Annotated in this window: 23 protein-coding genes; 12 read left to right on the top strand and 11 right to left on the bottom strand. The window is 59.2% G+C overall.

The features are described 5' to 3' along the window. Positions 1 to 15: 15 nt before the first annotated feature. The 3 genes from gabD to glaH are packed head-to-tail and all read right to left on the bottom strand — an operon-like array spanning position 16 to position 3,745. Positions 16 to 1,464 (bottom strand): NADP-dependent succinate-semialdehyde dehydrogenase, encoded by a 1,449-nt coding sequence (gene gabD / locus ACT3IC_RS06940; RefSeq protein ID WP_473476859.1) that lies wholly within the window; start codon positions 1,462 to 1,464, stop codon positions 16 to 18. Positions 1,465 to 1,487: 23 nt separating this feature from the next. Beyond that, complete coding sequence (lhgO, locus tag ACT3IC_RS06935; protein WP_325941350.1) at positions 1,488 to 2,756, bottom strand: L-2-hydroxyglutarate oxidase; 1,269 nt, start codon at positions 2,754 to 2,756, stop codon at positions 1,488 to 1,490. A gap of 11 nt (positions 2,757 to 2,767) precedes the next feature. Next, positions 2,768 to 3,745: a glutarate dioxygenase GlaH gene (glaH, locus tag ACT3IC_RS06930; RefSeq protein ID WP_473476856.1), complete on the bottom strand. Its 978-nt coding sequence runs from the start codon at positions 3,743 to 3,745 to the stop codon at positions 2,768 to 2,770. A gap of 347 nt (positions 3,746 to 4,092) precedes the next feature. On the opposite strand from glaH, the gene ACT3IC_RS06925 reads away from it, so the two are divergent. Then, positions 4,093 to 5,574, top strand: coding sequence for an APC family permease (locus tag ACT3IC_RS06925; protein WP_473476854.1), 1,482 nt, complete (start codon positions 4,093 to 4,095; stop codon positions 5,572 to 5,574). 33 nt (positions 5,575 to 5,607) lie between these two features. Next, positions 5,608 to 7,032, top strand: coding sequence for an aminobutyraldehyde dehydrogenase (gene patD / locus ACT3IC_RS06920; RefSeq protein WP_473476851.1), 1,425 nt, complete (start codon positions 5,608 to 5,610; stop codon positions 7,030 to 7,032). Between the two features lie 96 nt (positions 7,033 to 7,128). Here patD and mcrC read toward each other — a convergent pair whose 3' ends face one another. Then, positions 7,129 to 8,232, bottom strand: a complete 1,104-nt coding sequence (gene mcrC / locus ACT3IC_RS06915) for a 5-methylcytosine-specific restriction endonuclease system specificity protein McrC (protein ID WP_473476848.1) — start codon at positions 8,230 to 8,232, stop codon at positions 7,129 to 7,131. Then, the gene (locus ACT3IC_RS06910) at positions 8,229 to 10,124 is read right to left on the bottom strand and encodes an AAA family ATPase (protein ID WP_159340146.1); all 1,896 of its coding nucleotides are present in this window, start codon (positions 10,122 to 10,124) and stop codon (positions 8,229 to 8,231) included. Before ACT3IC_RS06910 ends, mcrC begins: the two co-directional genes overlap by 4 nt. A 180-nt stretch (positions 10,125 to 10,304) precedes the next feature. Between ACT3IC_RS06910 and ACT3IC_RS06905 the strand changes: the two genes are divergently transcribed. The 5 genes from ACT3IC_RS06905 (at position 10,305) to ACT3IC_RS06885 (ending at position 12,783) form a co-directional block, all read left to right on the top strand. Further along, positions 10,305 to 10,589, top strand: a complete 285-nt coding sequence (locus ACT3IC_RS06905) for a hypothetical protein (RefSeq protein WP_103178076.1) — start codon at positions 10,305 to 10,307, stop codon at positions 10,587 to 10,589. Positions 10,590 to 10,600: 11 nt separating this feature from the next. Continuing rightward, positions 10,601 to 10,996, top strand: coding sequence for a hypothetical protein (locus tag ACT3IC_RS06900; RefSeq protein WP_103178077.1), 396 nt, complete (start codon positions 10,601 to 10,603; stop codon positions 10,994 to 10,996). A 232-nt stretch (positions 10,997 to 11,228) separates the two neighbouring features. Further along, the gene (locus tag ACT3IC_RS06895) at positions 11,229 to 11,927 is read left to right on the top strand and encodes a hypothetical protein (protein WP_159340145.1); all 699 of its coding nucleotides are present in this window, start codon (positions 11,229 to 11,231) and stop codon (positions 11,925 to 11,927) included. Then, positions 11,924 to 12,352 (top strand): hypothetical protein, encoded by a 429-nt coding sequence (locus ACT3IC_RS06890; protein WP_233210514.1) that lies wholly within the window; start codon positions 11,924 to 11,926, stop codon positions 12,350 to 12,352. The genes ACT3IC_RS06895 and ACT3IC_RS06890 overlap by 4 nt, the downstream gene beginning before the upstream one ends. 5 nt (positions 12,353 to 12,357) lie before the next feature. Beyond that, complete coding sequence (locus ACT3IC_RS06885; RefSeq protein WP_473476843.1) at positions 12,358 to 12,783, top strand: FosA8 family fosfomycin resistance glutathione transferase; 426 nt, start codon at positions 12,358 to 12,360, stop codon at positions 12,781 to 12,783. 45 nt (positions 12,784 to 12,828) lie between these two features. Here the strand turns inward: ACT3IC_RS06885 and ACT3IC_RS06880 are convergent, their stop codons facing one another. Genes ACT3IC_RS06880 through ACT3IC_RS06865 form a run of 4 tightly spaced genes read right to left on the bottom strand, consistent with a single transcriptional unit; the run spans position 12,829 to position 17,575 of the window. Further along, positions 12,829 to 13,650, bottom strand: a complete 822-nt coding sequence (locus ACT3IC_RS06880; RefSeq protein WP_473476841.1) for an alpha/beta fold hydrolase — start codon at positions 13,648 to 13,650, stop codon at positions 12,829 to 12,831. Positions 13,651 to 13,680: 30 nt separating this feature from the next. After that, positions 13,681 to 15,291 (bottom strand): MFS transporter, encoded by a 1,611-nt coding sequence (locus tag ACT3IC_RS06875; RefSeq protein ID WP_473476839.1) that lies wholly within the window; start codon positions 15,289 to 15,291, stop codon positions 13,681 to 13,683. Beyond that, positions 15,288 to 15,698 carry a DoxX family protein gene (locus ACT3IC_RS06870; protein ID WP_114317152.1) on the bottom strand — a complete coding sequence of 137 codons (411 nt, stop codon included), beginning with the start codon at positions 15,696 to 15,698 and terminating at the stop codon, positions 15,288 to 15,290. The genes ACT3IC_RS06875 and ACT3IC_RS06870 overlap by 4 nt, the downstream gene beginning before the upstream one ends. 5 nt (positions 15,699 to 15,703) lie before the next feature. Then, positions 15,704 to 17,575, bottom strand: a complete 1,872-nt coding sequence (locus ACT3IC_RS06865) for an amidohydrolase (RefSeq protein ID WP_336998115.1) — start codon at positions 17,573 to 17,575, stop codon at positions 15,704 to 15,706. 234 nt (positions 17,576 to 17,809) lie between these two features. Here ACT3IC_RS06865 and ACT3IC_RS06860 point away from each other — a divergent pair, with 234 nt between their 5' ends. The 5 genes from ACT3IC_RS06860 to ACT3IC_RS06840 are packed head-to-tail and all read left to right on the top strand — an operon-like array spanning position 17,810 to position 25,082. Then, positions 17,810 to 18,502 carry a hydrolase gene (locus ACT3IC_RS06860; RefSeq protein ID WP_103823317.1) on the top strand — a complete coding sequence of 231 codons (693 nt, stop codon included), beginning with the start codon at positions 17,810 to 17,812 and terminating at the stop codon, positions 18,500 to 18,502. Positions 18,503 to 18,561: 59 nt separating this feature from the next. Further along, a complete protein-coding gene (locus ACT3IC_RS06855) occupies positions 18,562 to 18,771 on the top strand; it encodes a DUF1427 family protein (RefSeq protein ID WP_032616311.1) in 210 nt (69 codons plus the stop codon). After that, on the top strand, positions 18,768 to 19,025 hold the full coding sequence (locus tag ACT3IC_RS06850; protein ID WP_159340140.1) for a DUF1427 family protein: 258 nt from the start codon (positions 18,768 to 18,770) through the stop codon (positions 19,023 to 19,025). Before ACT3IC_RS06855 ends, ACT3IC_RS06850 begins: the two co-directional genes overlap by 4 nt. A gap of 26 nt (positions 19,026 to 19,051) precedes the next feature. Further along, positions 19,052 to 19,420: a response regulator gene (locus ACT3IC_RS06845; protein WP_159340139.1), complete on the top strand. Its 369-nt coding sequence runs from the start codon at positions 19,052 to 19,054 to the stop codon at positions 19,418 to 19,420. A gap of 58 nt (positions 19,421 to 19,478) precedes the next feature. After that, positions 19,479 to 25,082 carry a trifunctional serine/threonine-protein kinase/ATP-binding protein/sensor histidine kinase gene (locus ACT3IC_RS06840; RefSeq protein ID WP_473476833.1) on the top strand — a complete coding sequence of 1,868 codons (5,604 nt, stop codon included), beginning with the start codon at positions 19,479 to 19,481 and terminating at the stop codon, positions 25,080 to 25,082. On the opposite strand, the gene ACT3IC_RS06835 is transcribed toward ACT3IC_RS06840, so the two are convergent. Together ACT3IC_RS06835 and ACT3IC_RS06830 are read right to left on the bottom strand one after the other, a co-directional pair. After that, positions 25,074 to 25,691 (bottom strand): response regulator transcription factor, encoded by a 618-nt coding sequence (locus ACT3IC_RS06835; protein ID WP_039030554.1) that lies wholly within the window; start codon positions 25,689 to 25,691, stop codon positions 25,074 to 25,076. The two genes, ACT3IC_RS06840 and ACT3IC_RS06835, sit on opposite strands and share 9 nt — an antisense overlap. A gap of 386 nt (positions 25,692 to 26,077) precedes the next feature. After that, the gene (locus ACT3IC_RS06830) at positions 26,078 to 26,464 is read right to left on the bottom strand and encodes a VOC family protein (RefSeq protein WP_103178083.1); all 387 of its coding nucleotides are present in this window, start codon (positions 26,462 to 26,464) and stop codon (positions 26,078 to 26,080) included. Position 26,465: the final 1 nt, after the last annotated feature.

The raw sequence follows: 26,465 nt of genomic DNA, 5'->3' as shown, positions 1-26,465 counted from the left end.
AAATCTCCTGAAAGATTAAAGGCCGATGCACATATATTTGATTTCTAGGTAATCTTCGATGCCGTATTTGGAACCTTCCCGACCCAGGCCGGAGGCTTTAATGCCGCCGAACGGGGCCACTTCGTTAGAGATAATGCCGGTGTTGATCCCGACGATGCCGTACTCCAGCGCCTCGCCGACGCGGAACACGCGGCTTAAATCGCGGGCGTAGAAGTAGGCGGCGAGGCCGAACTCGGTGTCGTTAGCCATATGGATCACGTCCGCCTCATCCTTAAAGCGGAACAGCGGGGCCAGCGGGCCGAAGGTCTCCTCTCTGGCGACTTTCGCATCACCGGACACATCTACAAGAATAGTCGGCTGGAAGAAGTTGCCGCCGAGTTTATGCTGCGATCCGCCGGTGATAATCCGCGCGCCTTTCTCCACCGCGTCGGCGATGTGTTCTTCGACTTTCTCCACCGCCTTGCCGTCAATCAGCGGCCCGATGGTGACGCCCTGGGTCAGGCCGTCGCCAATCTGCATTTTTTCCACCGCCTGCTGGAGTTTTTCGGCAAAGCGGTCGTAAATGCCCTCCTGCACGTACAGGCGGTTGGCGCAGACGCAGGTCTGCCCGGCGTTGCGGAACTTGGAGGCCAGCGCCCCTTCCACGGCCTTATCCAGGTCGGCATCGTCAAAGACAATAAAGGGGGCGTTGCCGCCCAGCTCCAGCGAGACCTTTTTGATGTCCTTCGCGCACTGGGCCATCAGCTGGCGGCCAATCTCGGTCGAGCCGGTAAAGGAGAGCTTGCGCACCAGCGGGTTGCCGGTCAGCTCGTTGCCGATGTCGGATGCCGAACCGGTGACGACGTTAAACACACCCGCCGGAATGCCCGCGCGGCTCGCCAGTTCGGCCAGCGCCAGGGCGGAGTAGGGGGTCTGGCTGGCGGGTTTGAGGACCATGGTGCAGCCTGCCGCCAGCGCCGGGCCCGCCTTGCGGGTGATCATCGCCGCCGGGAAGTTCCACGGGGTGATGGCCGCCGTCACGCCAATCGGCTGCTTAATCACAATCAACCGCTTGTCCGCCTGATGGCCCGGAATGGTGTCGCCGTACACGCGTTTCCCCTCTTCGGCGAACCACTCTATAAAGGAGGCGGCATAGCCGATCTCGCCTTTGGCTTCCGCCAGCGGTTTGCCCTGCTCGAGGGTCATCAGCTGAGCCAGGTCGTCCTGGTTCGCCATCATCAAATCGAACCAGCGGCGCAGAATGTTGGCACGCTCTTTGGCGGTGAGCGCGCACCAGGCGGGCAGGGCGCGGTTCGCCGCCTCAATCGCCTCGCGGGTCTCACCGGCGCCCATTTTTGGCATGCTGCCCAGGGTCTGGCCGTTCGCCGGGTTGGTCACGGCAATCGTCTCGCCGCTGTGGGCGTCGCACCACTCTCCTTCTATATATGCCTGCTGGCGGAATAAGCTGGGATCGTTGAGTTGCATGATGGCTTCCTGTCTCAGAATGATTAACGGGTATACGCGGCGTGTAGTGGCTCTGCGCGACTGGCCGCCCGCAGCGCACGGCCGGGGTTGTGCTGGCTGGCGAGCAGGGTCTGCACCTTGCTGACAATATGCGCGCCAATGGGGATCGCCGAGGTCGCCGCCGGTGAGGGCGCATTACAGGTATGGATGGTGCGCGGCGTGGTGACAAATAAAAAGTCGTCGATCAGCTTCCCTTCTGGCGAAACTGCCTGCGCCCTCACACCCGCAGGCCAGGGATGCAGATCCTTCAGGGTCAGGCTCGGGCAGTATTTTTGCACCTGGCGCAGGTAGCCGCTTCTGCACAGGGAGTTTTTCATCTCGCTTAAACCCGAGAGAAGGTTGTTTTGCAGCACCCGGCGGATGCCCGTTGAACCCAGAATTTCCAGCATATCGGTGAGGGAGAGATCGCTCTTGCGATAGCCCTCGCGCTTAAAGGCGAGCACTGCGTTGGGCCCCACCGTGACGCTGCCGTCGATCATCCGGGTGAGGTGCACGCCCAGGAACGGCATGGCCGGATCCGGGATCGGGTAGATAAGGTGGTTCACGATCTGATTGTGCTCCGGCGCCAGGCGGAAATATTCTCCGCGGAACGGACAGATAATAAAGCCGGGATCGATGCCAAGCATTTTCACCAGCCGATCGGCCATCAGCCCGGCGCAGGCAATCAGGGTAAGGGCTTCAAACTCGCGCCCGTCGCGGGTATGAATGACAACGCCGCTGGCGTGCTCCTTCAGGGCGCTGACCTCGGCGTTGAAAATCACCTCCCCGCCTTGTTGCTGGAAGCGTTTTGCCATCGCCGCTGCCACCTCGCGATAGCTGACGATCCCGCTGGAGGGGACAAAAATCCCGCCCAGCCCGATGATATTGGGTTCGCGCTCGCGCAGTTCGGCACCGCTCAGCCACTCGCGCTCGATCCCGTTGGCGGCGGTGCGATCCCACAGGGCCTGCATCCGTTCCATCTCCAGCGGGGAGGTGGCGACCAGCATCTTGCCGCAGGTGTCATAGCGAATAGCGTTCTCATCGCAGAAGGCTTTGGTGGCCCGGTTCCCCGCCAGGCAGAACTGCGCCTTCAGGCTGCCGGGGGTGTAATAGACCCCGGCGTGGATCACCCCGCTGTTGCGTCCGGTCTGGTGGCAGGCCGGGCCCGCCTCCTTCTCCAGCAGGGCGATGCGGGCATCCGGGTAGAGCGCAATCAGCTGCATGGCGGTCGACATGCCGATAATGCCGCCGCCGGTAATCACGAAGTCATACATCCGCGCCATCCCTACTGATGAGTCTGATAGTGGGTGGTGGCATAGCTGATATACCCGCGCTGACGCATCAGCTCCCGACGCAGATCCGGGTGCGGGGTAAAGCGATCCCGGCCATGCAGCCAGAACATATTGTTAATCAGCAGGAACTTACCCACCGGGACCGGAATGGAGATGATGTGCCTGCTGCTCTCCAGCGCGTCTGAAAGTTCGCTCAGCCAGACGCCCTCTTCAAAATCTTTCGGCTGGACGAACTGGTCGATATAGCGCATCACCGGACGGCCCTGCTGGTCAACATCGAACACCGGGTGGAAGACATCCTGAGAGACGTTTTTGCTCGGCGGCGCCGTCCAGCGCAGCGGGCGACGGGCCAGCGGATGGCTGAAGAATTTATCCAGCGCTTCCCAGTCGTCGAGGTGCAGCAGCAGGGAGTTGCCGCCCTGCATGTTCTGCTCGTCGATCTTCATCATCAGCACGTAGTCGGTCACTTCATCCACGAAGGTGCCGTCGTTGTGCAACTCCAGCGCGCGGTGGGGCTGACGCAGGTAGCTGTCTGAGTTATCGACGTTTTTCACCGTAAAGCGGGCGTAGTACTGGCCGCTCATGGCGTCGTAATTGGAGCGGCCGATCAGGTGCGCCACGGCGGTGGCGATCTTCACCATCTCGTCGGCCTGGGCGACGTTATCCACCCCGTCGGCGGAGATCAGCAGGGCACCCTGGTCACGGCTGAGAAGGGTGTTCAGCAGCAGAGGCTGAAGCTGGTTGCCGCACAGGTCGTCGAGGATCTTCGCCACCCGAAAGCGCAGGAAGGATTTGTACTCCAGGGCCTGGATGGGCCACTGCTCCACCTCCCGCAGGAACTGCTGCGTGACCTCCGCGGAGAACGTCAGCTCCAGCAGGCGCGGAGACTGCGCGGAGGGCGCAATGCTAAAACCGGTGATGGTCCGGGCTAACGCCTCGTCGGGCTGTTGTACGGCGGTCAGTGCATTCATCAGAATCAATCCTCTCAGAAAGTATTCAGGGAACGGGGTGTTTCGTAGCCATAAATTAAAAATATCTACGTTTTGGCAAAATGGATTTATTCATGGGGGATTGTTTGAATTCTGTGATGCAGGCAGGAAAAACAGGCGAAATAGTCGGCAAAAAGCGCGCTCAGGTCGCGATCTCACCGCGCAGGCGTGATGCGCCTCACGGAAAATGCGGGTTAACCATAACAAAAACGTGACATATCCATACAAATCTTAACAAATCGCGAGAGTGGTGCTGTACGGCTTTCAGGCGCTCTTCTATACCTTGATTCGTGTTACCTGCGGCCTAATCACTACACAGAGAAAAACGTATGGAACAGACTTCTGGCAAGAAAAGTGAAGCAATTCATAGCGATAATACACAGCAATTTCACCGCTCCATCGGCCTTATCTCTAACTTTTCGCTCGGATTCACCTACCTCTCGCCGCTGACGGCGGTCTACTCCCTCTTTGCCCTGGCGGTGACGCTGGCGGGGCCACCGGCTATCTGGTGGATCCCAATTGTCGCCTGCGGACAGCTGCTGGTGGCGCTGGTATTTGGCGAGGTGGCGTCGCAGTATCCCATTACTGGCGGGCTGTACCCGTGGGCCAGACGCCTGTGGGGCAAAAAATATGCGTGGATCGCCGCCTGGATCTACCTCTGGGCACTGGTGGTGACCATCACCTCGGTAGCGGAATATACCGCCACCTTCGTCGGGTCACTGTTCGGCTTTGCGATCTCCGCCGGCAACATGCTGATCACCTCGGTGGTGCTGCTCCTGATGATGATGGCGGTGAACATGTCGGGCACCAAAAATCTCGCCCGGGTGGCCCGAATTGGCTTCTGGTGCGAGATCGTCAGCGTGATTGCGCTCGGGATCTACCTGCTGATATTCCATCGCGCGCAGCCCTTCTCGGTGGTCTTCGACTCGATGGGCGTGATCGCCAAAGATGGCAGCTACCAGCCGGCGTTTATGGCGGCGGCGCTGATCGGCCTGTTTATGTTCTTCGGCTTTGAAGCCTGCGGCAACGTGGCGGAAGAGGTGAAAAACCCGAGCAAGAAGATCCCGGTGGCGATGATCCTCAGCATCGTCTTTGGTGCCATCTCGGCGCTGATCTCGATCCTCGGCTACCTGCTCGCCTCCCCGAATCTGATGAACATCGTCAACGGCCAGATTGCCGATCCGATCCCGGCGATCCTCAACGAAGCCCTGGGGGAAACCGGCGCCACGGTATTTATCATCATCGCGGTGATCGCCATGCTGTCGTGCATCCTGTCGCTACAGGCCGCCCTGAGCCGCCTGATCTTCTCCTTCTCCCGCGACCAGATGCTACCGGGTAGCGCCTGGATGTCGAAGCTGTCGAAAAACAGCGTCCCGGACAACGCGATGATCGTCAGCTGCCTGCTGCCGGTGCTCATCTGCGTGTGGGTTTACTTCCAGCCGGATAACCTGGCGCGCATCACCGCCTTTGCGGTTATCGGTATCTACATTTCGTTCCAGATGGTGGTGCTGGCGGCGCTGCGCCAGCGGCTGAAAGGCTGGAAACCCGCCGGGGAGTGGAGCGTCGGCGGCTGGGGAATGCTGGTCAATATCCTGGCGCTGGCCTACGGCCTGTGCGGTATCTGGCTGCTGGCCCAGCCTGCCGAGAGCAGTGATTTTATCGATCGCTGGACGGTGCTGGTGGGGCTGTCGGTGGTGGTGATTTCTGGGCTGGTGTACATGGCGCTGGCCCGACCGTTTGGCCGCTCAAACGCGCCGGAAAACGACGCGATCGAGCATGCAAAACGCCTTAACGCGGGACAATCTCTGTAATTCACTCAGACCATAAAAACAATGGAGTCGGCTATGCAACACAACTTACTGATTAATGGCGAACTGGTTGCGGGTTCAGGTGAGATGCAACCCGTGTACAACCCGGCCACCGGCGAGGTCCTGCTGGAGATAGCCGAAGCCAGCCCGGAGCAGGTGGATGCCGCAGTGCAGGCGGCCGATCGTGCCTTCCGTACCTGGGGCCAGACCACGCCGAAAGCGCGCGCTGAATGTTTGCTGAAGCTGGCGGAGGTGATTGAGCAGAACGCCGACACCTTTGCCCGTCTGGAGTCGCAGAACTGCGGCAAGCCGCTGCACTGCGTGCTGAACGACGAGATCCCGGCCATTGTCGACGTGTTCCGCTTCTTTGCGGGTGCCACCCGCTGCCTGAATGGCCTGGCCGCCGGGGAGTATATGGAGGGGCACACCTCGATGATCCGTCGCGATCCGGTGGGCGTTGTCGCCTCCATCGCCCCGTGGAACTATCCTCTGATGATGGCGGCCTGGAAGCTGGGCCCGGCGCTGGCGGCGGGCAACTGCGTGGTGCTTAAACCCTCTGAGATCACCCCGCTCACCGCCCTGAAGCTGGCCGAGCTGGCAAAAGATATCTTCCCGGCCGGGGTGATTAACGTCCTGTTTGGCCGGGGGAAAACCGTGGGCGACCCGCTGACCGGCCACGACAAGGTGCGCATGGTCTCCCTGACCGGCTCCATCGCCACCGGGGAGCACATTATTTCCCATACCGCGCCGTCGATTAAGCGCACCCATATGGAGCTGGGCGGCAAAGCGCCGGTGATCGTCTTTAACGACGCCGATATCGACGCGGTGGTGGAGGGGGTACGCACCTTCGGGTTCTACAACGCCGGGCAGGACTGCACCGCCGCCTGCCGTATCTATGCGCAAAAAGAGGTCTATAACACGCTGGTGGAAAAACTGGGCGTCGCCGTCGCCAGCCTGAAAATGGGGGCCCCGGAGGATGAGACCACCGAGCTGGGTCCGGTCAGCTCCGCCGCCCATCTGGCCCGCGTCAGCGAGGCGGTAGAGCGCGCCAAAGCCCTGCCGCACATTCACGTGGTCACCGGCGGCAATGTGGCGGGCGGCAGCGGGTATTACTACCAGCCCACCCTGCTGGCCGGCGCGAAACAGGAGGATGAGATCGTCCAGCGCGAGGTCTTCGGCCCGGTGGTGAGCGTGAGCATGTTTGACGACGAAGAGCAGGTGCTGGAGTGGGCCAATGACTCCCGGTATGGGCTGGCCTCGTCAGTCTGGACCCAGGACGTGGGTCGCGCGCACCGCATGAGCGCCCGCCTGCAATACGGCTGCACCTGGGTGAACACCCATTTTATGCTGGTCAGCGAGATGCCGCACGGCGGGCAGAAGCTCTCCGGTTACGGCAAGGATATGTCGATGTACGGGCTGGAAGATTACACCGTGGTGCGGCACGTAATGGTGAAGCACTAACCGGCATTGCCCGGCGGCGCTGCGCTTGTACGGGCCTGGTGTGTTGTAGGCCGGGTAAGCGCAGCGCCACCCGGCGTAAATGTGCCCACGCTTGCTTTATGGCTGCGCGCAGTCGTAAGCCAAATCCAGGAGCTGATTTTTTATCGATCGTGCATCCGCCGCCATATCGACTGTCGCAAAATGGATCTTATGCCCTTGGGTGACAATGTATTCATTCATCATGTACCCAACAGCAGGGTGCAACAGCATGCCTGCGGCGTGAAGGGATAACGGATCGGCATCGCTCTCCTGCGTGCGCAGATAGGTATACAGCTGATAAATATAGCCGCTGCGCAGAGTCGTATCACGATGCCAGCCCTTAGTGACGATCGCATTAAATTTAGTATCAATAATGATGCGCTTCGCATTCACCCGATGTTCAAGAATGATATCTGACTGCATCGTCGGGAAGATATCAGCACTGCCTGGGCTTTGATCGCTCAATGCCCATTTCAGCTCTTTCCCGGCAGATACCTGCCAGATCCCTTTTTTGAGGTGGACGCGATAAAAACCGGCAATGCCTTTCTCAAACAGCTTTCGCATCCAGGAGAGATTATCTGAAGGGGCGGGTAACAGATGATGACCTTTATCCTGAGTGGGTAACAGCAACTGAAAGGCCAGTTGCGCAGCATCCACCATCGGTTTATCGGCCGCATCATGGCGGCCAAAGCGTGTCACCGAGGGCAGTTCGCGGTTGTCAGGGAACTCGCCGTTAATGCCCTCACGACGCAGCGCCATTGCCGCATAGCGGCACTCTGCGGCCAGTGCAGGTTTAGTGATGAGCGAGGTGAGGCGTTCTAACGCACAGCGAACGTAGCGATTTCGCGGCGTATCGAGAGTCATCTCCTGGAACTGGCAGGCAACCCGGCCCCGATCCAGCAGCTGATGGCTGGCGGTATGCAGAATATCAATTCTTCCCCGTACCCGGTTCAGACTGGCATGCCGGGTTTGATAGCCCATGCTTAAATTGCGACGGCGGCGCAGCGCAATCTCATGGAGCAGGATCTTCGCCACCAGATCGGGGATCTCATCCGGATTATCTTCCACGGCAACGTAGCTCCGCCCCAGCTCGCGAAACAGATCGGAAGCGTACAGCATCAATAACCAGAGATTGCGCACGGGAATGCGCGACGTCTTAAGTTGCTCTTCGCCGGAAATCATTGTGCTAATAACACTTTTCTTGCGTCGTTGACTTTGTTCGGGGCATCGAACCAGTATTCGGCGAGCAGCGGACAAATTTCCGTTTCGACAACCTGTTCATACCAGGCAATAGCCTCGCCAATCTGCTGGCCGGCTGCTGGGGTGACATAGCTGTGCCCGACGCAGAACTGCGGCCCCAGGGCGAGGTCATTTGCCAGCATCTCATTCAGTGCCGTCAGACGCGATTCGATTAAATTCAGAACATCCGGATCGACCGCAAATTTTTGGTTCACCCAGTTTTTCCACGCCTCATTAAATACCGGCTTCAGGTCGATAAACGCGAAACGGCGGCGCAGGGCTAAGTCGAGGAGCGCCAGGGAACGGTCGGCAATATTCATGGTGCCGATGATGTATAAGTTCTCGGGGATATAGATTTTTTCATCCGGAGCCGTGCGATAGGAGAGTTCCAGCGCCTCAGTCGGGGTGCGTTTATCAGCTTCCATCAGCGTAAGCGTTTCACCAAAAATTTGCGCCGGATTGCCACGGTTGATCTCTTCAATAATCACCACATATTTCGCGGCGGGGTTATTAAGCGCTTTGTTGATGGCATTTACGAATGGCCCGTCGATAAGCTCTAAACGTCCCTCTTTGCCGGGGCGCCAGCCACGAATAAAGTCTTCATAAGAGAGGTTCGGGTGGAACTGTACCGCGCTGATCCGCTCAGGGGCTTTTTCACCCGTCAGGCAGTAAGCCAGACGGCGCGCCAGCCAGGTTTTGCCGGTGCCGGGGGGGCCCTGAAGGATCAGGTTCTTTTTGTCTTTTAGCCGCTGAAGGATGAAGTGAATCTTCTCTTCATCCAGGAAGCAGCCTTCTTCAATCAGATGGCTAAGAGTGTAAGAGGCGTTATTTTTGCCGGGCACGGCAGCATTATTGAAGTGAATATATTGATATTTTCCATTACCATGGAACGTTAGCTCTCCATCCTTACGTAATTTCTGCAGGTAATGAGAAATGGTATGTTCAATCGTATTATTATCAGGATGCTCGGCCTGAATTTCTTCCCGGTAGGTTTCAATAAACTCAGTGCGTGTTAAGTGAGGACTGTTTTTCGCCAGACATAATTTTTTTACTTTGTCCAAAAGGGATACTTTCCACCCCTTTTGTTCCTTATCATCGGCCCTGTTCCATGCCATCAGAGAAAGTTCAGGAAAAGAATGAACAGGGCAGTCTGGTTGACTGAATAGATTATTAATATCGGATCTGATATTCAGGTAGTTTCGCCCACTGCTGCGACCTTTTTTTCCATCCCGTAGAATCGTAATATTGAGCACATTCTGAATATAAGATTTCGACTGGCTATCCAGGGTGGGGTAAAACCACGGGCAACACCAGTACAGCCCGATGGTCAGATTCCAGCCTACATTACGCACACCAGATGCGTTATCGTAGCTATAAATGAAATTTGCCGAATTTGTTGGGTTATCCGCATAATTCAGGGCCTGAGCGAACATCTCCCACAGCTTATCGATGTCAGCGGTATGACGTTTTCCTTCACTACTAAAAAACCATGATTTCTGGTTGTTAAGAACTGGAACTCCGGCAAACGAATCGGGCACGGTTTCGCTAACGCCTATTAATTTCGCCAGATGACCGGCGATATTGCTCCGATTGGCGTCCGTGAGAGTGCGATTGAATAAACCTATTGTCGTAAATGGACAAATATCTTTTAACGGGTAAGGCTCGCCCTGGGCTGGTTTGTCTTGCAGATGAGACATCCCGGCGACCTCGGTGGTGATCTGATGAATACCTGCGACCAGTTCATCTCGCCTGCTTCGCCATGTTAGTAGCTGTTTGGCAAAAGCCTGATAAAAATTCGCCCACGCAAATCTGCCATCTTTTTCAGCCGCGTCCATATGTTCTCCAGTCAAGATTTTCAGTTAGTTATCCTTCTTTTGCTGGCATTTTACGGGAACATCAAGTGCAATGCCTAACTACCTAAAACAAGGATCACCGAAAGGTGTATATACTTTCTATATGGATCATATTTATCTCTCCCTATATACTTTGCATATAGTTTTATAGAGAGGTTAATCATGCCCACCCCAACACGTACTCCTCCGAAAAAATTCCTGTTCCAGCTTCGTTCTGTCGATAACGAATTTGGCGTCAGCGAGGAGACTTTTGCCCGTCTGATGGCGGAGCTCTCGCTGAATCAGACCGAGTTAGTCCATAAGGCGTTACGCAACCTTGCTAAAGAGGTGCTTCCCGCTTACGAACAGGACGACGGCCCGCTGACCGACGCGCAACATGCCGCCGTTAAGAAACTGTCAGGCCTCGACATCTCAGAGGACGATCTGGACTCTCCATTATTTAAATAAGCAGGATGCTTATGGCTAATAATTACAACCCGTTACCTGCAATCGGTGACATTATCTGGTGCAAGTTTCCTCAACATGAGGATCTGGGCCATCCGGGGCCGAAAGCGCGTCCCGGGCTGATTCTGAACGTCTTCCCGGATCTTCATGCCGTCCTGATCGTCTATGGAACCTCACGGACGGACCACGTTTATCAGGGCGAGTTCGTCATCGACGATCAGCTTGATACGGCAGGGCTAAGCTGGCCGACAAAGTTTGATCTTAATCGCCTGCAAAAATTGCCGTTTAATACGGAGTGGTTCGCGGTTGCGCCGGGCGTGGAGATCAATACGCCGTTACCCAAAATGGGGGTAATTCCACCAGTGTTTATTCCTGTGATGCGTGCCGCCTGGGCTAAAAGAGAACAGTAGGCATTGCCCGGCGGCGCTGCGCTTGCACGGGCCTACAACACCGTAAGCCGGGTAAGCGCAGCGCCACCCGGCGTAAAGGTTGATGAGTAGGGAAAATATATTCCATCCCCTTCTTAATTCCAGAACAATTAAGTAATACATTACAATAAATTCCGAATAATTAAGTCTGATATAGACAACGATAAAATATCTTACTTACTATCAGAGCTTTACTCATATAAGGATATATATTGTGAGCTCAAGACAAGATATCAGGGATGGTGCTGACTTCGAACATTCATTAAGAGGGCTTATTTATACCGATGTGCTGGGTTGGATAGATATGGGCCATGCCCGTGGCGATGATGTCGAAGAACTCAGAAGACAGTTTGTGCAGGGTGAGGGAAGTGGGCGGAATTACTATGTCGTTATGTATCGTCAGGATATGAGCGTAGCAAAAGTTAGCTCTCGACTGGGTATTGGACGGTTTGCCAAATGGGAAATCAGACGTGGCCGTGATACGCACGAAATTAATCGTATGATGTTGGCGATGATGATGAGTACCGCATTCAATTTCGAAGATTTACAAAGCCTTCGGCTATTTACCTGGTATACAGATAGCGGCTTTAGCGGAGAAGATTTAGTTTCTGATTTGTTTGGATTCTATCGTGCTATCAGACCCGGCTTCTATGCTGACCTGGTGAAGCCTGTAAGCTATGAATCTGCATTACGGCGATGGGATTATTATGGAGCTATTGGCTCTTTTAAAAATCGTGGCTTTAAACCCATCATTTTTCCTGATCCAGACGACCCTTGTATTAAGCATGAGCCTTACATCGCTGAGCTTCCCATGTTTATGAGATGGTTGTATCCCTGGGATGATTTTACTTCTGGCGTCGTTAATGTTCTTACCGAAAATGGCACAGCATTTGGATATACAGGGGTTAGATGATGCGCTTTACCTTTATCAGATACCTCATTGTTTTTTTCCTCACAGTCTTAATTCTCTGCTCGCTGTTTATCTACCTCATCGCATCTGACATAAACGAGATGACGGTCTACAAAGAAACCGATCGCTATCGTTATTACACTCTCACCTATAATAAAATTCAAAACGCGCCGAGAATTTCCCAAAGTTACTACTTTGAATCTCAACCCGGTGACGGATATCCTCCTTCGAATGCCATCATTTTCAAAGATACGACTAATGCCGAACCGCTTCGGGTCTACCTCGCCGATTTAGGCTATATCAAAGAAAAGCGAACACAGCGTGAAATGGAAATGTGGTGCCAGCCCAAAAAAGCGTGCAAGGATCGCTTCTATTTATACGTCGATAAACATGCTAAAGAAGTGAGGTTAACCTCTATCCAGGAGTGAACCTCATGATCAACGCCCTCAACCATCTGACCCTCGCCGTCAGCAACCTGCCTGCCAGCATCACCTTCTGGCGCGATCTCCTTGGCCTGCGCCTGCACGCCGAATGGCACACCGGGGCGTATCTCACCTGCGGCGATCTCTGGCTCTGTCTGTCCTATGACGATACGCGCAAATTTATTCCGCCGCAGGAGAGCGACTACACCCACTACGCGTTCTCTGTCGCACCAGAACAATTCGGCACCTTCACGCAAAAGCTTAAAGACGCAGGCGTTACCGTCTGGAAAGAGAACAAAAGCGAAGGGGCGTCGTTCTATTTTCTCGACCCGGACGGGCACAAGCTGGAACTGCACGTGGGGGATCTGGCCGCGCGGCTGGCGGCGTGTCGGGCGAAGCCTTACGCGGGAATGGTTTTTACGTCAGATGGGGTTTAACAGATGCCGGGTAAGCGAAGCGCCACCCGGCAACAAACTTAACTCTTACAGCGATTTCACAAACGTCAGCAGATCTTCGTTCAGCTGGTCCTGATGCGTCAGCGCAAAGCCGTGCGGTGCATTGTCATACACCTTCAGTTCCGCATTGCTAATCAGCTCCGCTGCCACTTTGCCGGTGGTTTCGAACGGCACGATCTGGTCGTTGCTGCCGTGGATCACCAGCGTCGGCACGTCGACTTTCGCCATATCCGGGCGGAAATCGGTCTCGGCAAAGGCGGTCACGCAGTCCAGGGTGCCTTTCAGCGAGGCCAGCAGAGCGATGTTCAGGGTCTGGGTCAGGCCGCCTTCAGAGACTTTCTGCCCGGCGTTGAGGCCGTAGAACGGGGTGGCGAAATCGCTGATGAACTGGGCGCGATCTTTCAGCAGCCCGTCACGAATACCCGCGAAGACTGACTGATCCACACCCTGCGGATAAGAATCAGACTTACCAAAGATCGGCGTTACCGCTCCCAGCAGCGCCAGGCCCGCCACGCGATCGGTGCCGTAGGTGCCGATATAGCGGCTCACGTCGCCGCCGCCCATGGAGAAGCCCACCAGGGTCACGTCGCGCAGATCCAGCGCGGTGATCAGGTCGTTGATGTCGGAGGCAAAGGTGTCGTAGTCGTAGCCATTCCACGGCTGATCCGAACGGCCAAAGCCGCGACGGTCGAAGGCGATGGCGCGAAAACCGCGCTCGGACAGATAGTTAAGCTGGCTGTCCCACATGTCGGCATCCAGCGGCCAGCCGTGGCTGAACAGCACCGGCTTACCTGCACCCCAGTCTTTGTAGTAAATCTGCGTGCCGTCTTTCGCTTTGATCGTAGCCATAGTCTCTTCCTCAAAAGGTTGTTTTAGGTTTTAAACCGGCGCCACCAGATAGCGGGTTGCCGGGGGTGCATCGCCCTGATGAAAAGCCAGGACGCGGCTTTGCAGCAGGTGGTCATTCATGGTGTGCCGCTCCTGCAGGCGCAGGTGTTCCACCCACGATCCCAGCAGGAAGGTCTCGATATACAGGCCCGGCTGGTCGATATCTTCATACACCGCCCAGCTCATGGCTCCCGCCCGGCGACGTACCCGGCGCAGCTCGTGTACCGCCTGCAGAAAATCGGGTACCGCTTCGGGATCGACAAGGTACTCGCAGGAGACCAGCACCGGCCCGCGTTCGTTGGGGATGTTCTCCCGGGCGTCGTCGGCGATAAGCCCGCTGGTGTCGAGGTTCAGATTGGGATCTTTCTCAAGCCGCCAGCGCAGCACCGTGGCGCTCGCCAGCAGCATCCCCACCGTTGCCACGCAGAGCGAGGTGGCGGTGTTGACGTGCGAGGCGATCTGCCCCCACAGGGCGCTGCCCGCGGTCATCGAGCCGAAGAAGACCGTCAGATAGACCGCCAGCGCCCGGGCCTTCACCCAGCGTGCGGCGCTGCGTTGCGCCCCCAGGTTGAGGGTGGAGAGCACCGCGATCCACGCAAAGCCGGTGAAAAACTCAAACAGGTTCAGCAGCCAGAAGTGACGCACAAAGGCCAGGGCCAGCATGGTGATGGCGAAGACCAGGCTTGCCGCCACCATCAGCCGATCGGCATTGAGGCGCTGACGCAGACGCGGCAGCAGCACCGCCCCGGCAATCGCCCCCAGCCCGATGCAGGCCAGCATGATGCCGTACCCCGCCGGGCCGAGGCCCAGCTCCCGGCGCGCCACCAGCGGCAGCAGCGCCCAGCCCGCGCTTGCGAAGAGAAAGAACGCCACGGTGCGAATTAAGACGTTACGCAGCACCGGGGCGGCGTGCACATAGCGCACCCCGGCACGTACCGCTGAGAAGAAGTGCTCCGGCGGCAGGCGCTGCACCGATGCCGCAGGTTTCCAGCGCCACAGCACCCAGGCCACGCCCAGCACCGACAGGGCGTTGAGCAGGAATACCATCCACGGCCCCGCCAGCGAGAGCAAAAAGCCCCCCAGCGCCGGACCGATGGCGCGGCTGATGTTCACCCCCAGCGAGTTCAGCGCAATCGCCGGGCCCAGCTCCGCCTTGCTCACCAGGTCCGGCACCACCGCCTGGAACGGCGGCGAGCTCATGGCGCTGCCCACGCTCAGCAGAAAGGCCGCCACCAGCAGCACCGTCGGGGTCACCTGGCCGGTAAACGACAGCACCGTCAGCCCCGCCGCGGCAATAAACACCCACAGCTGGGAGAAGAGCAGGTACTTGCGACGATCGACGATGTCCGCCATCACCCCGGAGGGCAGGGCGAAGAGGAACATCGGCAGGCTGCTTGCCGCCTGCACCAGGGCGATATCCAGCGGATCGGCGCTCAGGGTCAGCATGCTCCAGTTCACGCCGACGTCGCTCATCCACGAGCCGACGTTGGAGACCACCGTGGCGATCCACAGCATGCGGAACACCCGCTGGTGCAGCGGCTGCCACGTTGAGATCGCCGGGGCAGGGGGGTGTTCGATGTGCGCGTCGGTCACCTGGGTCATGCGAATCTCTCCGTAGCACGTGTACGCAGCCGCCAGCCACCGGGGCCGGTGATGGCCAGGGTGGTGAAGATGATCAGCAGCAGCCAGCCAAACTGGCCTTCGGCGATCGACCAGCCCGGATGCACTACCAGCATCGCCACCAGCAGCACGGCGATGATTGGCACGCAGGCCAGCCGGGTCGCCACGCCGAACAGGATCAGGATCGGGCAGATCACCTCGGCGACGATCGCCGGGATCAGGCTGAAGTACGGCCCGAAGCCAAAGGGATCTTCGATCCGCGTCAGCTCTTCGCTGAAGTGCAGCACTTTCGGCAGGCCATGCACGTAGAGCAACAGCAGGCTGCCGGTGATGCGCAGGAAGAACAGCCCCAGGTCAATCCGGGGCAGGTTGGGTTGCGTTGAGTTCATCATGATCAGAACGCGAAGCAGCTGCAGCCCAGCGCTCCCCAGAAGGCGTTATCGTCGGCCACCGGCATCTCTGCGGTGCGGGCAAAGTCGTGCGAGTGGTTGTGCACCCCGCACGGACCGCTACAGTGGTGCGCAGGCTGCATCCCTACGCGGGCGGCCTGCGGTGGCGCGCTGCGGTAGTGACCTGGCACCTTGACCACCGGGGACCACTCCGGCAGAACCGGGATGGCAGGCGGCGCCAGCGGACCGAAGCTGCCTGCGGCGTAGACGATATCGCCATCCACCACCGTCAGCACCGACTCGATGCCCTTGATCTCCTCTTCCGGCACGCGGAAGTAGTCTTTGCTCAGCACCGCCAGATCCGCCAGCTGGCCCTTTTTGATCTGGCCTTTCTGGTTCTGCTCGTTCGAGAACCACGCGCTGCCCTGGGTCCAGAGCATCAGGGCGGTGTCGCGATCCAGACGGGCGCTGTGATCGTACATCTGCATTCCGCCGACGGTACGGCCAGAGACCAGCCAGTAGAGGGCGGTCCACGGGTTGTAGCTCGCCACGCGGGTGGCGTCGGTCCCGAGTCCTACCGGCACGCCGGTCTCAAGCATACGGGTGACCGGCGGGGTGTGGCGCACCGCCTCCATCCCGTAACGCTCGGCGAAGTACTCGCCCTGGAAGGCCATGCGGTGCTGCACAGCGATGCCGCCGCCCAGCGCCTTGATGCGGTCGATGTTTCGCTGGGTCACCGTCTCGGCGTGGTCAAAGAACCAGTGCAGGCCGTCGAACGGGATCTCGCGGTTCACCTTCTCAAAGACATCCAGCATCCGGCTGATGGACTCGTCGTAGGTGGCGTGCAGGCGGAACGGCCAGCGGTGCTCCACCAGATGGCGCACCACGCGCTCCAGTTCGTCCTCCATGCCGGGGGCCAGATCCGGGCGCGGCTCAAGGAAATCTTCAAAGTCGGCGGCGGAGAAGACCAGCATCTCCCCCGCGCCGTTATGGCGGAAGAAGTCGGTGCCCTGGCCCGGCTTGAGCATATCGGTCCACTTCTCGAAATCTTCCAGCTCGTGGCCAGGGCGCTGGGTGAAGAGGTTGTAGGCGATGCGGATGGTCATCTGCTTTTTCTCGTGCAGCTCGGCGATCACCTCGTAGTCTTCCGGGTAGTTCTGGAAACCGCCGCCGGCGTCGATGGCGCTGGTTAAGCCCAGGCGGTTCAGCTCGCGCATAAACTGGCGGGTGGAGTTCACCTGCTGCTCCAGAGGCAGCTTTGGCCCTTTGGCGAGGGTGGCGTAGAGGATCATGGCGTTCGGACGGGCGATCAGCATCCCGGTCGGGTTACCGTTGGCATCGCGCTGGATCTCACCGCCCGGCGGGTTCGGGGTCTCTTTGGTGTACCCCACCACCTTCAGCGCCGCGCGGTTGAGCAGGGCGCGGTCATACAGGTGCAGGATAAAGACCGGGGTGTCCGGTGCGGCCTCGTTGATCTCGTCCAGGGTCGGCATGCGGCGCTCGGCAAACTGGAACTCGCTCCAGCCGCCCACCACGCGCACCCACTGCGGTGACGGGGTGCGCAGGGCCTGCTCTTTGAGCATCCGCAGGGCGTCAGCCAGCGAGGGCACCCCCTCCCAGCGCAGCTCGAGGTTGTAGTTCAGCCCGCCGCGGATCAGGTGCAGGTGCGAGTCATTAAGACCGGGAATGGCGGTGTGGCCTTTCAGATCCACCACTTTGGTAGCGTCGTCGTGGTACTGCATTACCTCGGCAGCGGTGCCCACCGCAAGGAATTTACCGTCACGCACGGCCACCGCTTCGGCGAGGGGATTTTCACGATCGACGGTGTGAAACTGGCCATTCACCAGAATCAGATCTGCTTTGGCAGAGGAAGTCATAATTGCTCCTGACTGAGAGGGGGAATGGTCAGGATTATTGGAACCGGTTACTGAAAAAAACCAGTTATACAAAGGGATAGGTATACCAAAGTATAACTATACCTGCGTATACCTATACGAAAGGTTAATTATACAAAGAGATAATTACCGCCGGGGCCAGAGAGGCATAGGATGCACTCAACGCATCGTCAACGCGTGGTGCGATTTCACCTGTTAACCTCACTGGATACCATTATGTCTAACTCAAAGCTCGAAGTGTTAACCCCGGATAACTGTCAGATTATCTTCATCGACCAGCAGCCGCAGATGGCGTTTGGCGTGCAGTCTATCGACCGTCAGGTGCTGAAAAACAACGTGGTAGCGCTGGCGAAATCGGCCAAAGTGTTCAATATCCCGACCACCATCACCACCGTTGAAACCGAAAGCTTCTCCGGCAACACCTTCCCGGAACTGCTGGATGTTTTCCCGGGCAAAGAGATCCTTGAGCGTACCTCCATGAACTCCTGGGATGACCAGAAAGTGCGTGACGCGCTGGAAGCCAATGGCAAGAAGAAAGTGGTGGTCTCCGGTCTGTGGACCGAAGTGTGCAACAACACCTTCGCCCTGTGCGCGATGCTGGAAGGCGACTACGAGATCTACATGGTGGCGGACGCTTCTGGCGGCACCTCAAAAGAGGCCCACGACTTCGCCATGCAGCGCATGATCCAGGCGGGCGTGATCCCGGTAACCTGGCAGCAGGTGATGCTGGAGTGGCAGCGTGACTGGGCGCGCAAAGAGACCTACAACGCGGTAATGGATATCGTGCGTGAGCACTCCGGTGCCTACGGCATGGGCGTGGATTACGCCTACACCATGGTGCACAAAGCACCGTCTCGCCAGAAGAGCGAGCACGAAACCCTGGCGCCGGTTCCGGCCCCGGTCCGCTAAGTTAACAGCGGCAGGCTGGGCCCTCATCCGGCCTGCCGCTGACCTCTCTGGAGTGCATCATGAGTACTGGGTTAATTTCCCTCGCGGCAGGCGTGCTTATCGGCCTGCTCTACGCGCTGTTGAAAGTCCGCTCTCCGGCGCCGCCCGCGCTGGCGCTGATTGGTCTGCTGGGCATGCTGGCAGGCGAACAGGCCACCCGCCATTTTTTGCATGCTGACGACACCGCGCAAAAGGCGCCCGTCACCCTCTCCACAGGAGCCTCGTCATGAAAGCCTGGGTCGTTTCGCTGAGCTGCGGAATTCTGGCAGGGGTTATTTATGCCGCAATTGATGTACACTCGCCCGCGCCGCCCGTTGTTGCGCTGATGGGGCTGTTTGGCATGCTGGTGGGGGAGCAGTTGATCCCGATTGGCCGCCGCCTGTTCAGCCGTCAGCTGACGATGACCTGGTTTCGCCACGAATGCGTACCCAAAATCAGCGGTACTCCGCCTCCACCCCGTCCCGGCGACGGCAGCGAGGTTTAATCACGTCCATATTGAGGAAAGAGAGCATGCCGCAGCGCATAGCCATCATTGATGATGAACGGTCTGTTCGCAGCGGGTTAAGCAACCTGCTGCAGTCGGAGGGGTATGCCACAGAAGCCTTCGACTCGGCGGAGGGGTTTCTCAGCCACCCCACCGCGCTGACAGACGCGGCGCTGGTGATTGCCGACATCCGCCTGCAGGGGATGAACGGTCTGGAGATGCTCGACAGGCTGCACCTTATCGCCAGTTCACCGCCGCCGCTCATTTTTATCTCAGGTCATGCGGATGACAACATAGAGCGCTACGCTGTTGAGAATGGCGCCGTTGCTTTTTTGCGCAAGCCGATAAACGTCGATGTGCTGCTGGCGCACATTCAGCGCGCGCTCGCCACCTGACACCACCTGCACCGTTATCCCACGAGAACCATTAATGAAGAAAAATAAGGAAACGTGGATGAACACCCCATCGCTGCCTGCACTCTGGCCCGCCCCCGGAAATTTATCCGAAGGGCGGGCTTTTGTGCTTAAAGAAGATGTCATTTTTACCCCGCTGGGCCAGGAGGGGAGCCTCTGCTGGCTGAATGCCCGCCTGCCCAGCTCCGGCGGGTCGTTTATTATCGCCACCGCCGTGAGCGATGAAGAAGAGGCCAACGCAACGCGCCTGCTGCGTAATGAGTTTGCCCTGCGGGAGTACCTGAGCGACGACTGGGCTATCCGTCCGGTCGCCACCACGCAGTACCACGGGCGATTTGCGCTGGTTTACGCCCCTTTTTCCTTTGTGCTGCTGACGCGCATCGTTGGTGCGCCGATGGCCTGTATCCAGAGCTTCCTGGAGCTGGCGATCCGCATCAGCCTGCCTCTGCGTCTGATGCATCTGCGCAACCTGGTACACGGGGATATCAAGCCCGGCAATATCTTTATTCATGACGACAACAGCTGTCGGCTGGGGGGCTTTGGCCTGTCGTCCGGCGCCTCGGAAGAGCTACAGCAGTCGCGACTGGCCATCGTGGGCGGCACACCTGCTTACATGTCGCCGGAGCACACCACCCGCACCCACCGCTCGGTGGACAGCCGCAGCGATCTCTACAGTCTCGGGGTGGTGCTCTACGAGCTGCTCACCGGCAGCCTGCCGTTTGAGCTGGGCGGCCAGGATCAGGGCAAGTGGGCGCATTACCACATCGCCTCGGAGCCGCGCTCCCCGGGAGCGGTCTGCCCCGGCGTGCCCGCCATGATCTCGGCCATCATCCTGAAGATGCTGGCGAAAAAACCGGAGAACCGTTACCAGACCATCGATGGCCTGATTGCCGACCTGCGCCGCTGCCAGGCTACCCTGAGCGACGAGGGCGATATTGCCGCCTTTACCCCCGGCTTGCAGGATCGCTCCCCGGCGTTTCATCTCACCGATACCCTCTACACCGCCCATCCCCAGGCAACGGATCTGATCCACGCCTTTGACCGGGTATGCCGCGACAACCTTGCCGGATTTGTGGCGATCAGCGGCCCGTCGGGGATCGGCAAATCGTCCCTTATCGCCTCGGCGCTAAAGGCGCTACAGCACCGCAACGTGCTGCTGGCGGTAGGCAAGGTGGATCAGTTTTCCCCCACGCTGCCCTATGCCGCCCTGAGCTCAGCCTTTCGCACCCTGGTGCTGCACCTGCTGGGACTGTCGGCAACGGAGGTAGCGCAGTGGAAGATCCGCCTGTCGCGGGAGCTGGAGGGGTATGACGAGCTGGCCGTCAGCCTGGTGCCGGAGCTGCGGCTGCTGCTGGAGAACAAGCCGCGCTTCTCCAGCGACAGCTTCTCCCTTGACGCCCGGGCGCGCTTCAGCCATATGGTGCTGGCGCTGGTGAAAACCTTCGCCAGCGCGGGCTGCCCGCTGGTGTTGCTGCTGGATGATATCCACTGGATCGACGCCGCCAGCCTGCAAATTCTGGCGTACCTGCTGACCAACGCCAGTAACGTGCCGCTGCTGCTGGTGGTGGCGCACCGGGATGTCTGCCCGGTGCCGGACAGCACCCTGCATCAGCAGCTGGCGAACCTGCACCGGATCTCGCGCAATACCACCGAGCTGTGCCCGGAGCCGCTGTCGGTGAAGGCGGTGTCGCGCTGGCTGGCGAGCATCTTCCATACCCGATCCGCCAGCACGGCGGATCTGGCCGGGCTGATCCACGAGAAAACCGGCGGCAATCCGCTGTTTGTCCATGAGTTCTTCCGCCGTATCGTCGATGACGGGCTGGTGACGCACAACAAATATCAGGATAAGTGGCACTACGATCTGCACGCTATCCGCACCCGGCACTACACCGAAAACGTGGTCACGCTGGTGCTCCAGCAGCTGGAGGAGATGCCCGAAGAGACCCGTCGGCTGCTGGGCAGCATCGCCTGTCTGGGCGGCAGCGGCGAGCTGGAGATGGTCTGCCGGGTGGTATCAATGTCGGTGGCGGAGATCCGCTACGCCCTGCATCCGGCGGTGACGGCGCAGCTGATCACCCTCAGCGAGGAAGGCTATGCCTTTACCCACGACCGGGTTCAGGAGGCGGCCTTCGCCCTGCTGGATAACGCCGAGCGCAGCCGCCTGCACCTTACCACCGCCAGCCTGCTGGCGGAGTCGGCCCGTCAGGCGGCGGGTAACGAGATCCTGTTCCGCGCCGTGCATCACGTGACGGCGGCGCTGGACAGCATTCAGCCTGCGCCCCAGCGCCAGATGTTCCGCGAGCTGAGCCTGCTGGCCGCCCGCCGCGCCCGGCGCTCGGGGGATTATCTGTCGGCCCTGAGCTATATCCAGACCGCCCGGGCGCTGGGCAACGCCGGATCGGCGCCCGAGAGCGCCAGCGACTTTATTCTCGACAGCGAAGAGGCGGGCTGCGAGTTTGCGCTGGGCAATCTTGAGGCCACCCGCTGGCTGTGCGACCGCATTCTCGGCTCCCCCGGCGGGCTGGCGGAGAAAGCGCTGGCGGCCAACCTGCTGGCCGAAGTCTACATGCGCCAGTCCGACAACCGGCTGGCGCTGGAGGCAGCCCTCTGCTGGCTGGCGGTGTTTGGCATTCACGTCAGCCGCTTCCCGGAGAACGCCGAGTGCGACGAGGCCTGGCAGAGCCTGTGCAACCGCGTTGGCGAGAACCCGCAGGACCATTTTAGCCGCCTGCCGCTGATGAAAGATGGCGACACCGAGGCGGTGATGAACCTGCTCAACAGCGCCAGCCTCTTCGCCAGCTTCACCAGCTCGCGCCTGCATTTCATTCTGCTGTGCCGGATGATGCACCTGACCCTGGATCACGGCATCACCGGCGCCTCCACCTCCGCGATGGCGTGGTTCGGGGTGCTGATTGGGCACCGCTACGCCGAATATCGGCTCGGCTTCCAGTACGGCACCCTGGCCCGGGAGCTGGTCAACCGCCACGGCTACGACGCCTTCGAAGCCAAAACCCTGCTGGCGCTGGATCAGCTTAGCGTCTGGACCCAGCCGCTGGGCTACACCATTGAGTGCGCCAGGGCCTGCTTCACCTCCGCCGTGACCCACGGCGATATGACGGTGGCCTGCTTCGCCGCCTGTCACCAGGTGATCAACTTCCTCACCCGGGGCGATCATCTCGACGCGGTGCTGATGAGCATCGAGCGCGGACTGGCCTTCGTGCGTAAAACCCATTTTCAGGACATAGAGACGATCCTGCTGATGCAGCGCCACTACGTGGAGCACCTGCGCACCCCGGTGAACGGTCAGTGGAGCGCCAGCGAGGCGCTGTCGCAATCCCTGCTGCCTGCCGCCCCGGAGCAGGCGCCGGAGCAGACCTCCACCATGCTGTTCTGGTTCTGGCTCTACCGCGGCATGGCCCACTTCGCCTGCGGCGAGTTTCCCCAGGCGGCAGATAATCTGGCCCAGGCCGGGCGCTTTGCCTGGTCCGCGCCGGGCCATATCCACCTGCTGGACTACCACCTTTACAGCGCGCTCACCCTCTCGCAGCAGCTGACCCCGGAGACGTTTTCCGCCGATCTGCGCCGTCAGATCCACCTTCATTACGACAAGATCGCCCTCTGGGCGCGGGTTAACCCCGGCACCTTTGCCGATAAAGAGGCGTTGATCTACGCCGAGATCGTGCGCCTCGACGGCATGAACAGCATCGCCCTCGAACAGTACGAGAAGGCGGTGCGCCTGTCGCGCGAAGGGGGCTTCAACCCCTTCAACGCCCTGGCCCACGAGCTGGCGGGGCGCTTCGCCCACGCCTGCGGCTACACCACCGCCGCCGAGGCCCACTTCCGCGGGGCGATGACCGCCTGGGGTCGGGCCGGGGCGCAGTCCAAAGTGCGCCAGCTGGAGCGGGATTTCCCCTATCTGCTGGCCCCCGGCCAGGCCAACGCCTGGGACACGGTGGCCTTTGCCCGCAACGAGGAGATCCGCGATCTCCAGAGCGTAATCAAAGCCTCGCGCGCCCTGTCGGAAGAGATCAACCTCGAGCGGCTGATCGAAACCCTGATGACCATCCTGCTGGAGCGGGCCGGGGCGCAGCGCGGCTTTTTAATCCGGGTGAATGACAACAACATCCCGGAGATCGAGGCCAGCGCCAGCACCACCACCGACGGCGTGAAGGTGCAGATCCGCAAAGAGGTGCCGATGGCTACCGAGATGCCGCTGACGGTACTGGCGGCGGTGATCCGCACCGGGCAGGAGATCCATACCGGCAAGCCGGAGGAGTTTCACCCCTTCAGCCAGGACCCGTATCTGGTCACCTCCGGCGCGGCGGTGATGTGCGTGCCGATGTTCAAGCAGGCGCGGCTGGTGGGGGTGCTCTACCTGGAGAACCGCCTGATGCCGGAGGTCTTTACCGTCGAGCACTCCCGGGTGGTGAGCCTGCTGGGGGCGCACGCCGCCATCTCACTGGAGACCGCCCGGCTCTATGCCGAGCTGCTGGAGGAGAACCAGCAGCGGCGTCGGGTGGAGAAAGAGCTGCGGGCCAGCCAGACCTCGCTGATGCTGGGGGAGCAGATCAGCCATACCGGCAGCTGGCGCTGGGAGCTGCAACAGGATCTGATGTTTATGTCGGAGGAGTATGCCCGCATTCTGGGCCTGCCGGAGAAGCAGAAGATGATCTCGATGGCGGAGTTTCTCACCTTTGTGCACCAGGATGACTATCCGCGCATCAGCACTCTGGTGACCGAGAGCGTGCGCGATGGCCTGACCATGCGCGCCGAGTTCCGCATTATCCGCGCCGACGGCGCCGTGCGCACCATTCTGGGGATTGGCGATCCGGTCGGCGTGGGCAGCGAAGTGAACGAGTATTACGGCATCATCACCGACATCACCACCCAGCGGACGGCGGAAGATGCCATGCGGGTGGCGCAGGCCGAGCTGGCCCGCGTCTCCCGGGCGACCACCGTCGGCCAGTTAACCTCGTCCATCGCCCACGAGATCAACCAGCCGCTGATGTCGATTGTCGCGAATGCCGGGGCCAGCCTGCGCTGGCTGAACCGCGATCCGGCCCGGCTGGATAAGGCCAGGCTCGGGCTGGAGGAGATTGTCTCCGAGGGGGAGCGGGCAGGGGAGATCATTCGCAGCCTGCAGTCCCTCACCCGCAAACAGGATCCGGCCTTTGCCCGTATCGATCTGCACTATCTGGTGCGGCACATCATCACTCTTTCGCGCAGCGAGCTGGAGCGGCGGAACATCAGCGTCAGCTATGCCCTGGCGGCGGCGAACAGTTTTATTGTGGCTGATAGCGTACAGATCCAGCAGGTGCTGCTGAATCTGGTGATGAACGCGGTGGAGGCGATGGCCGAGATCAAAACGCGGCCCGGTACGCTGCTACTCTCCACCTCGAACCCGGAAGGGGGCGGGATCACATTTGAAATCGCCGACAGCGGTACCGGCATCGCCCAGGGGCAGACCGAGCGTATCTTTGACTCGTTCTACTCCACTAAAGCCCAGGGGATGGGGGTGGGGCTGACCATCAGCTACAGCATTATCGAGCGCCATCGCGGCAAGCTGACGGCCCGCAACCGCGAGCCGCACGGCTCTGTCTTTGCCTTTACCCTGCCGCTGGCGGAGGGCGAGACGTCACTCTGAGGGCTGGCTTCTGGTCAGGCGCTCCGCGGCCCTGACCAGATCCGCCAGCGAGCGGGCCTGCATCTTCTCCATTACCCGTCGGCGGTGGACTTTGACGGTAATTTCACTTACCCCCAGTTCGGCGGCGATCTGCTTGTTCAGCATCCCGCTGATCGCCAGCTGCAACACCTCCTGCTCCCGCGGCGTCAGCGAGAGATGGCGCTGCTTCAGAGAGTACTGCTCCCGCAACTGCAGGGCGTTCTCTTCCGCCAGCTTCAGCGCGTCGCCAATGGAGTTCAGCAGATCGTTCGACGCCACCGGCTTGGTGAGAAACTCATACGCACCGCCCTTCATCGCCTTCACCGTCATCGGAATGGTGCCGTGGCCGGTAAGATAGATTATCGGGATCTCGCGCCCGCTGGCCTTCAGGGAGTCCGCCACTTCAAACCCGCTGATGGTGGGCATCTGCATATCGAGGATCACGCAGGAGGGCACATCTTCAAAGGTGTGTTGCAGAAAAGATTCTGCCGAGGAGAAGTCGAGGGCGTTCAGCCCGGCAGACTCCAGCAGCCCGACCACGGACCGCCTGACAGCGTGATCATCATCAACGACATAGACAATGTGTTCCATTAATAGCCCCAATGTTTCAGCCTGACAAAGATGAGAGGATTTTCGCTCAGCGTAAAAACCGCCCCCTCTGTTCATGCGTTTCAGGTGGCAGTTTTATGAACATGTCAATTTTAACACATTAATTATCATTATCATTTAACAATATGATAACTATATGAAAGGTGCATAGCGGAATAGGTGAATCTGCGTTTCTTATCGGGTAAGCGTAGGCCAGAATGGATTACATTGTCGTCATGGGACAGCGGGCCAGAGTAGCAATCGATATTTTTTCCAGCTCAGTCACGGTTTTCGGCAGTCCCAGCCTACGGGTTTTGTAGGCCGGGTAAGGCGTAGCCGCCACCCGGCAATGCCTGATGCTCTCTCACGAGGGGTAAAATATTGGCAGATTATTCCCCCACCAGCTCAATACGGTTCCCGTCCGGGTCCGCAATTACCGCTTCATAATAGCCATCTCCCGTCATCCTTGGAGCGCTCAGCAGCGTATTGCTCAACCGCGCCTGCTCCGCCATCCGATCCACATCCGCCCTGCTACCCACGTTCAGGGCGATATGCGCCCAGCCGACAAACTCCGGGTGCGAAGGGCGATCGGGCAGATCCGGCACCGTCATTAGCTCGATAGTCGGTCCGTCGGACAGCGTGATAAAGTGCGATTCAAAGCCCGGACGGTTTTTGCTGAGGTAGCGTTCGTTACGCTGGCCGCCAAAAACCGTCTGCCAGAAGTGGACCTGCGCGTCCAGGTTACGGGTCCAGAGTGCCACATGTGCAATATTCATC

The organism is Leclercia sp. GHBNCSD, assembly GCF_055805075.1.
The sequence above is the reverse complement of the archived record's forward strand: the minus strand, read 5'-3'. Positions and strand labels throughout refer to the sequence as shown.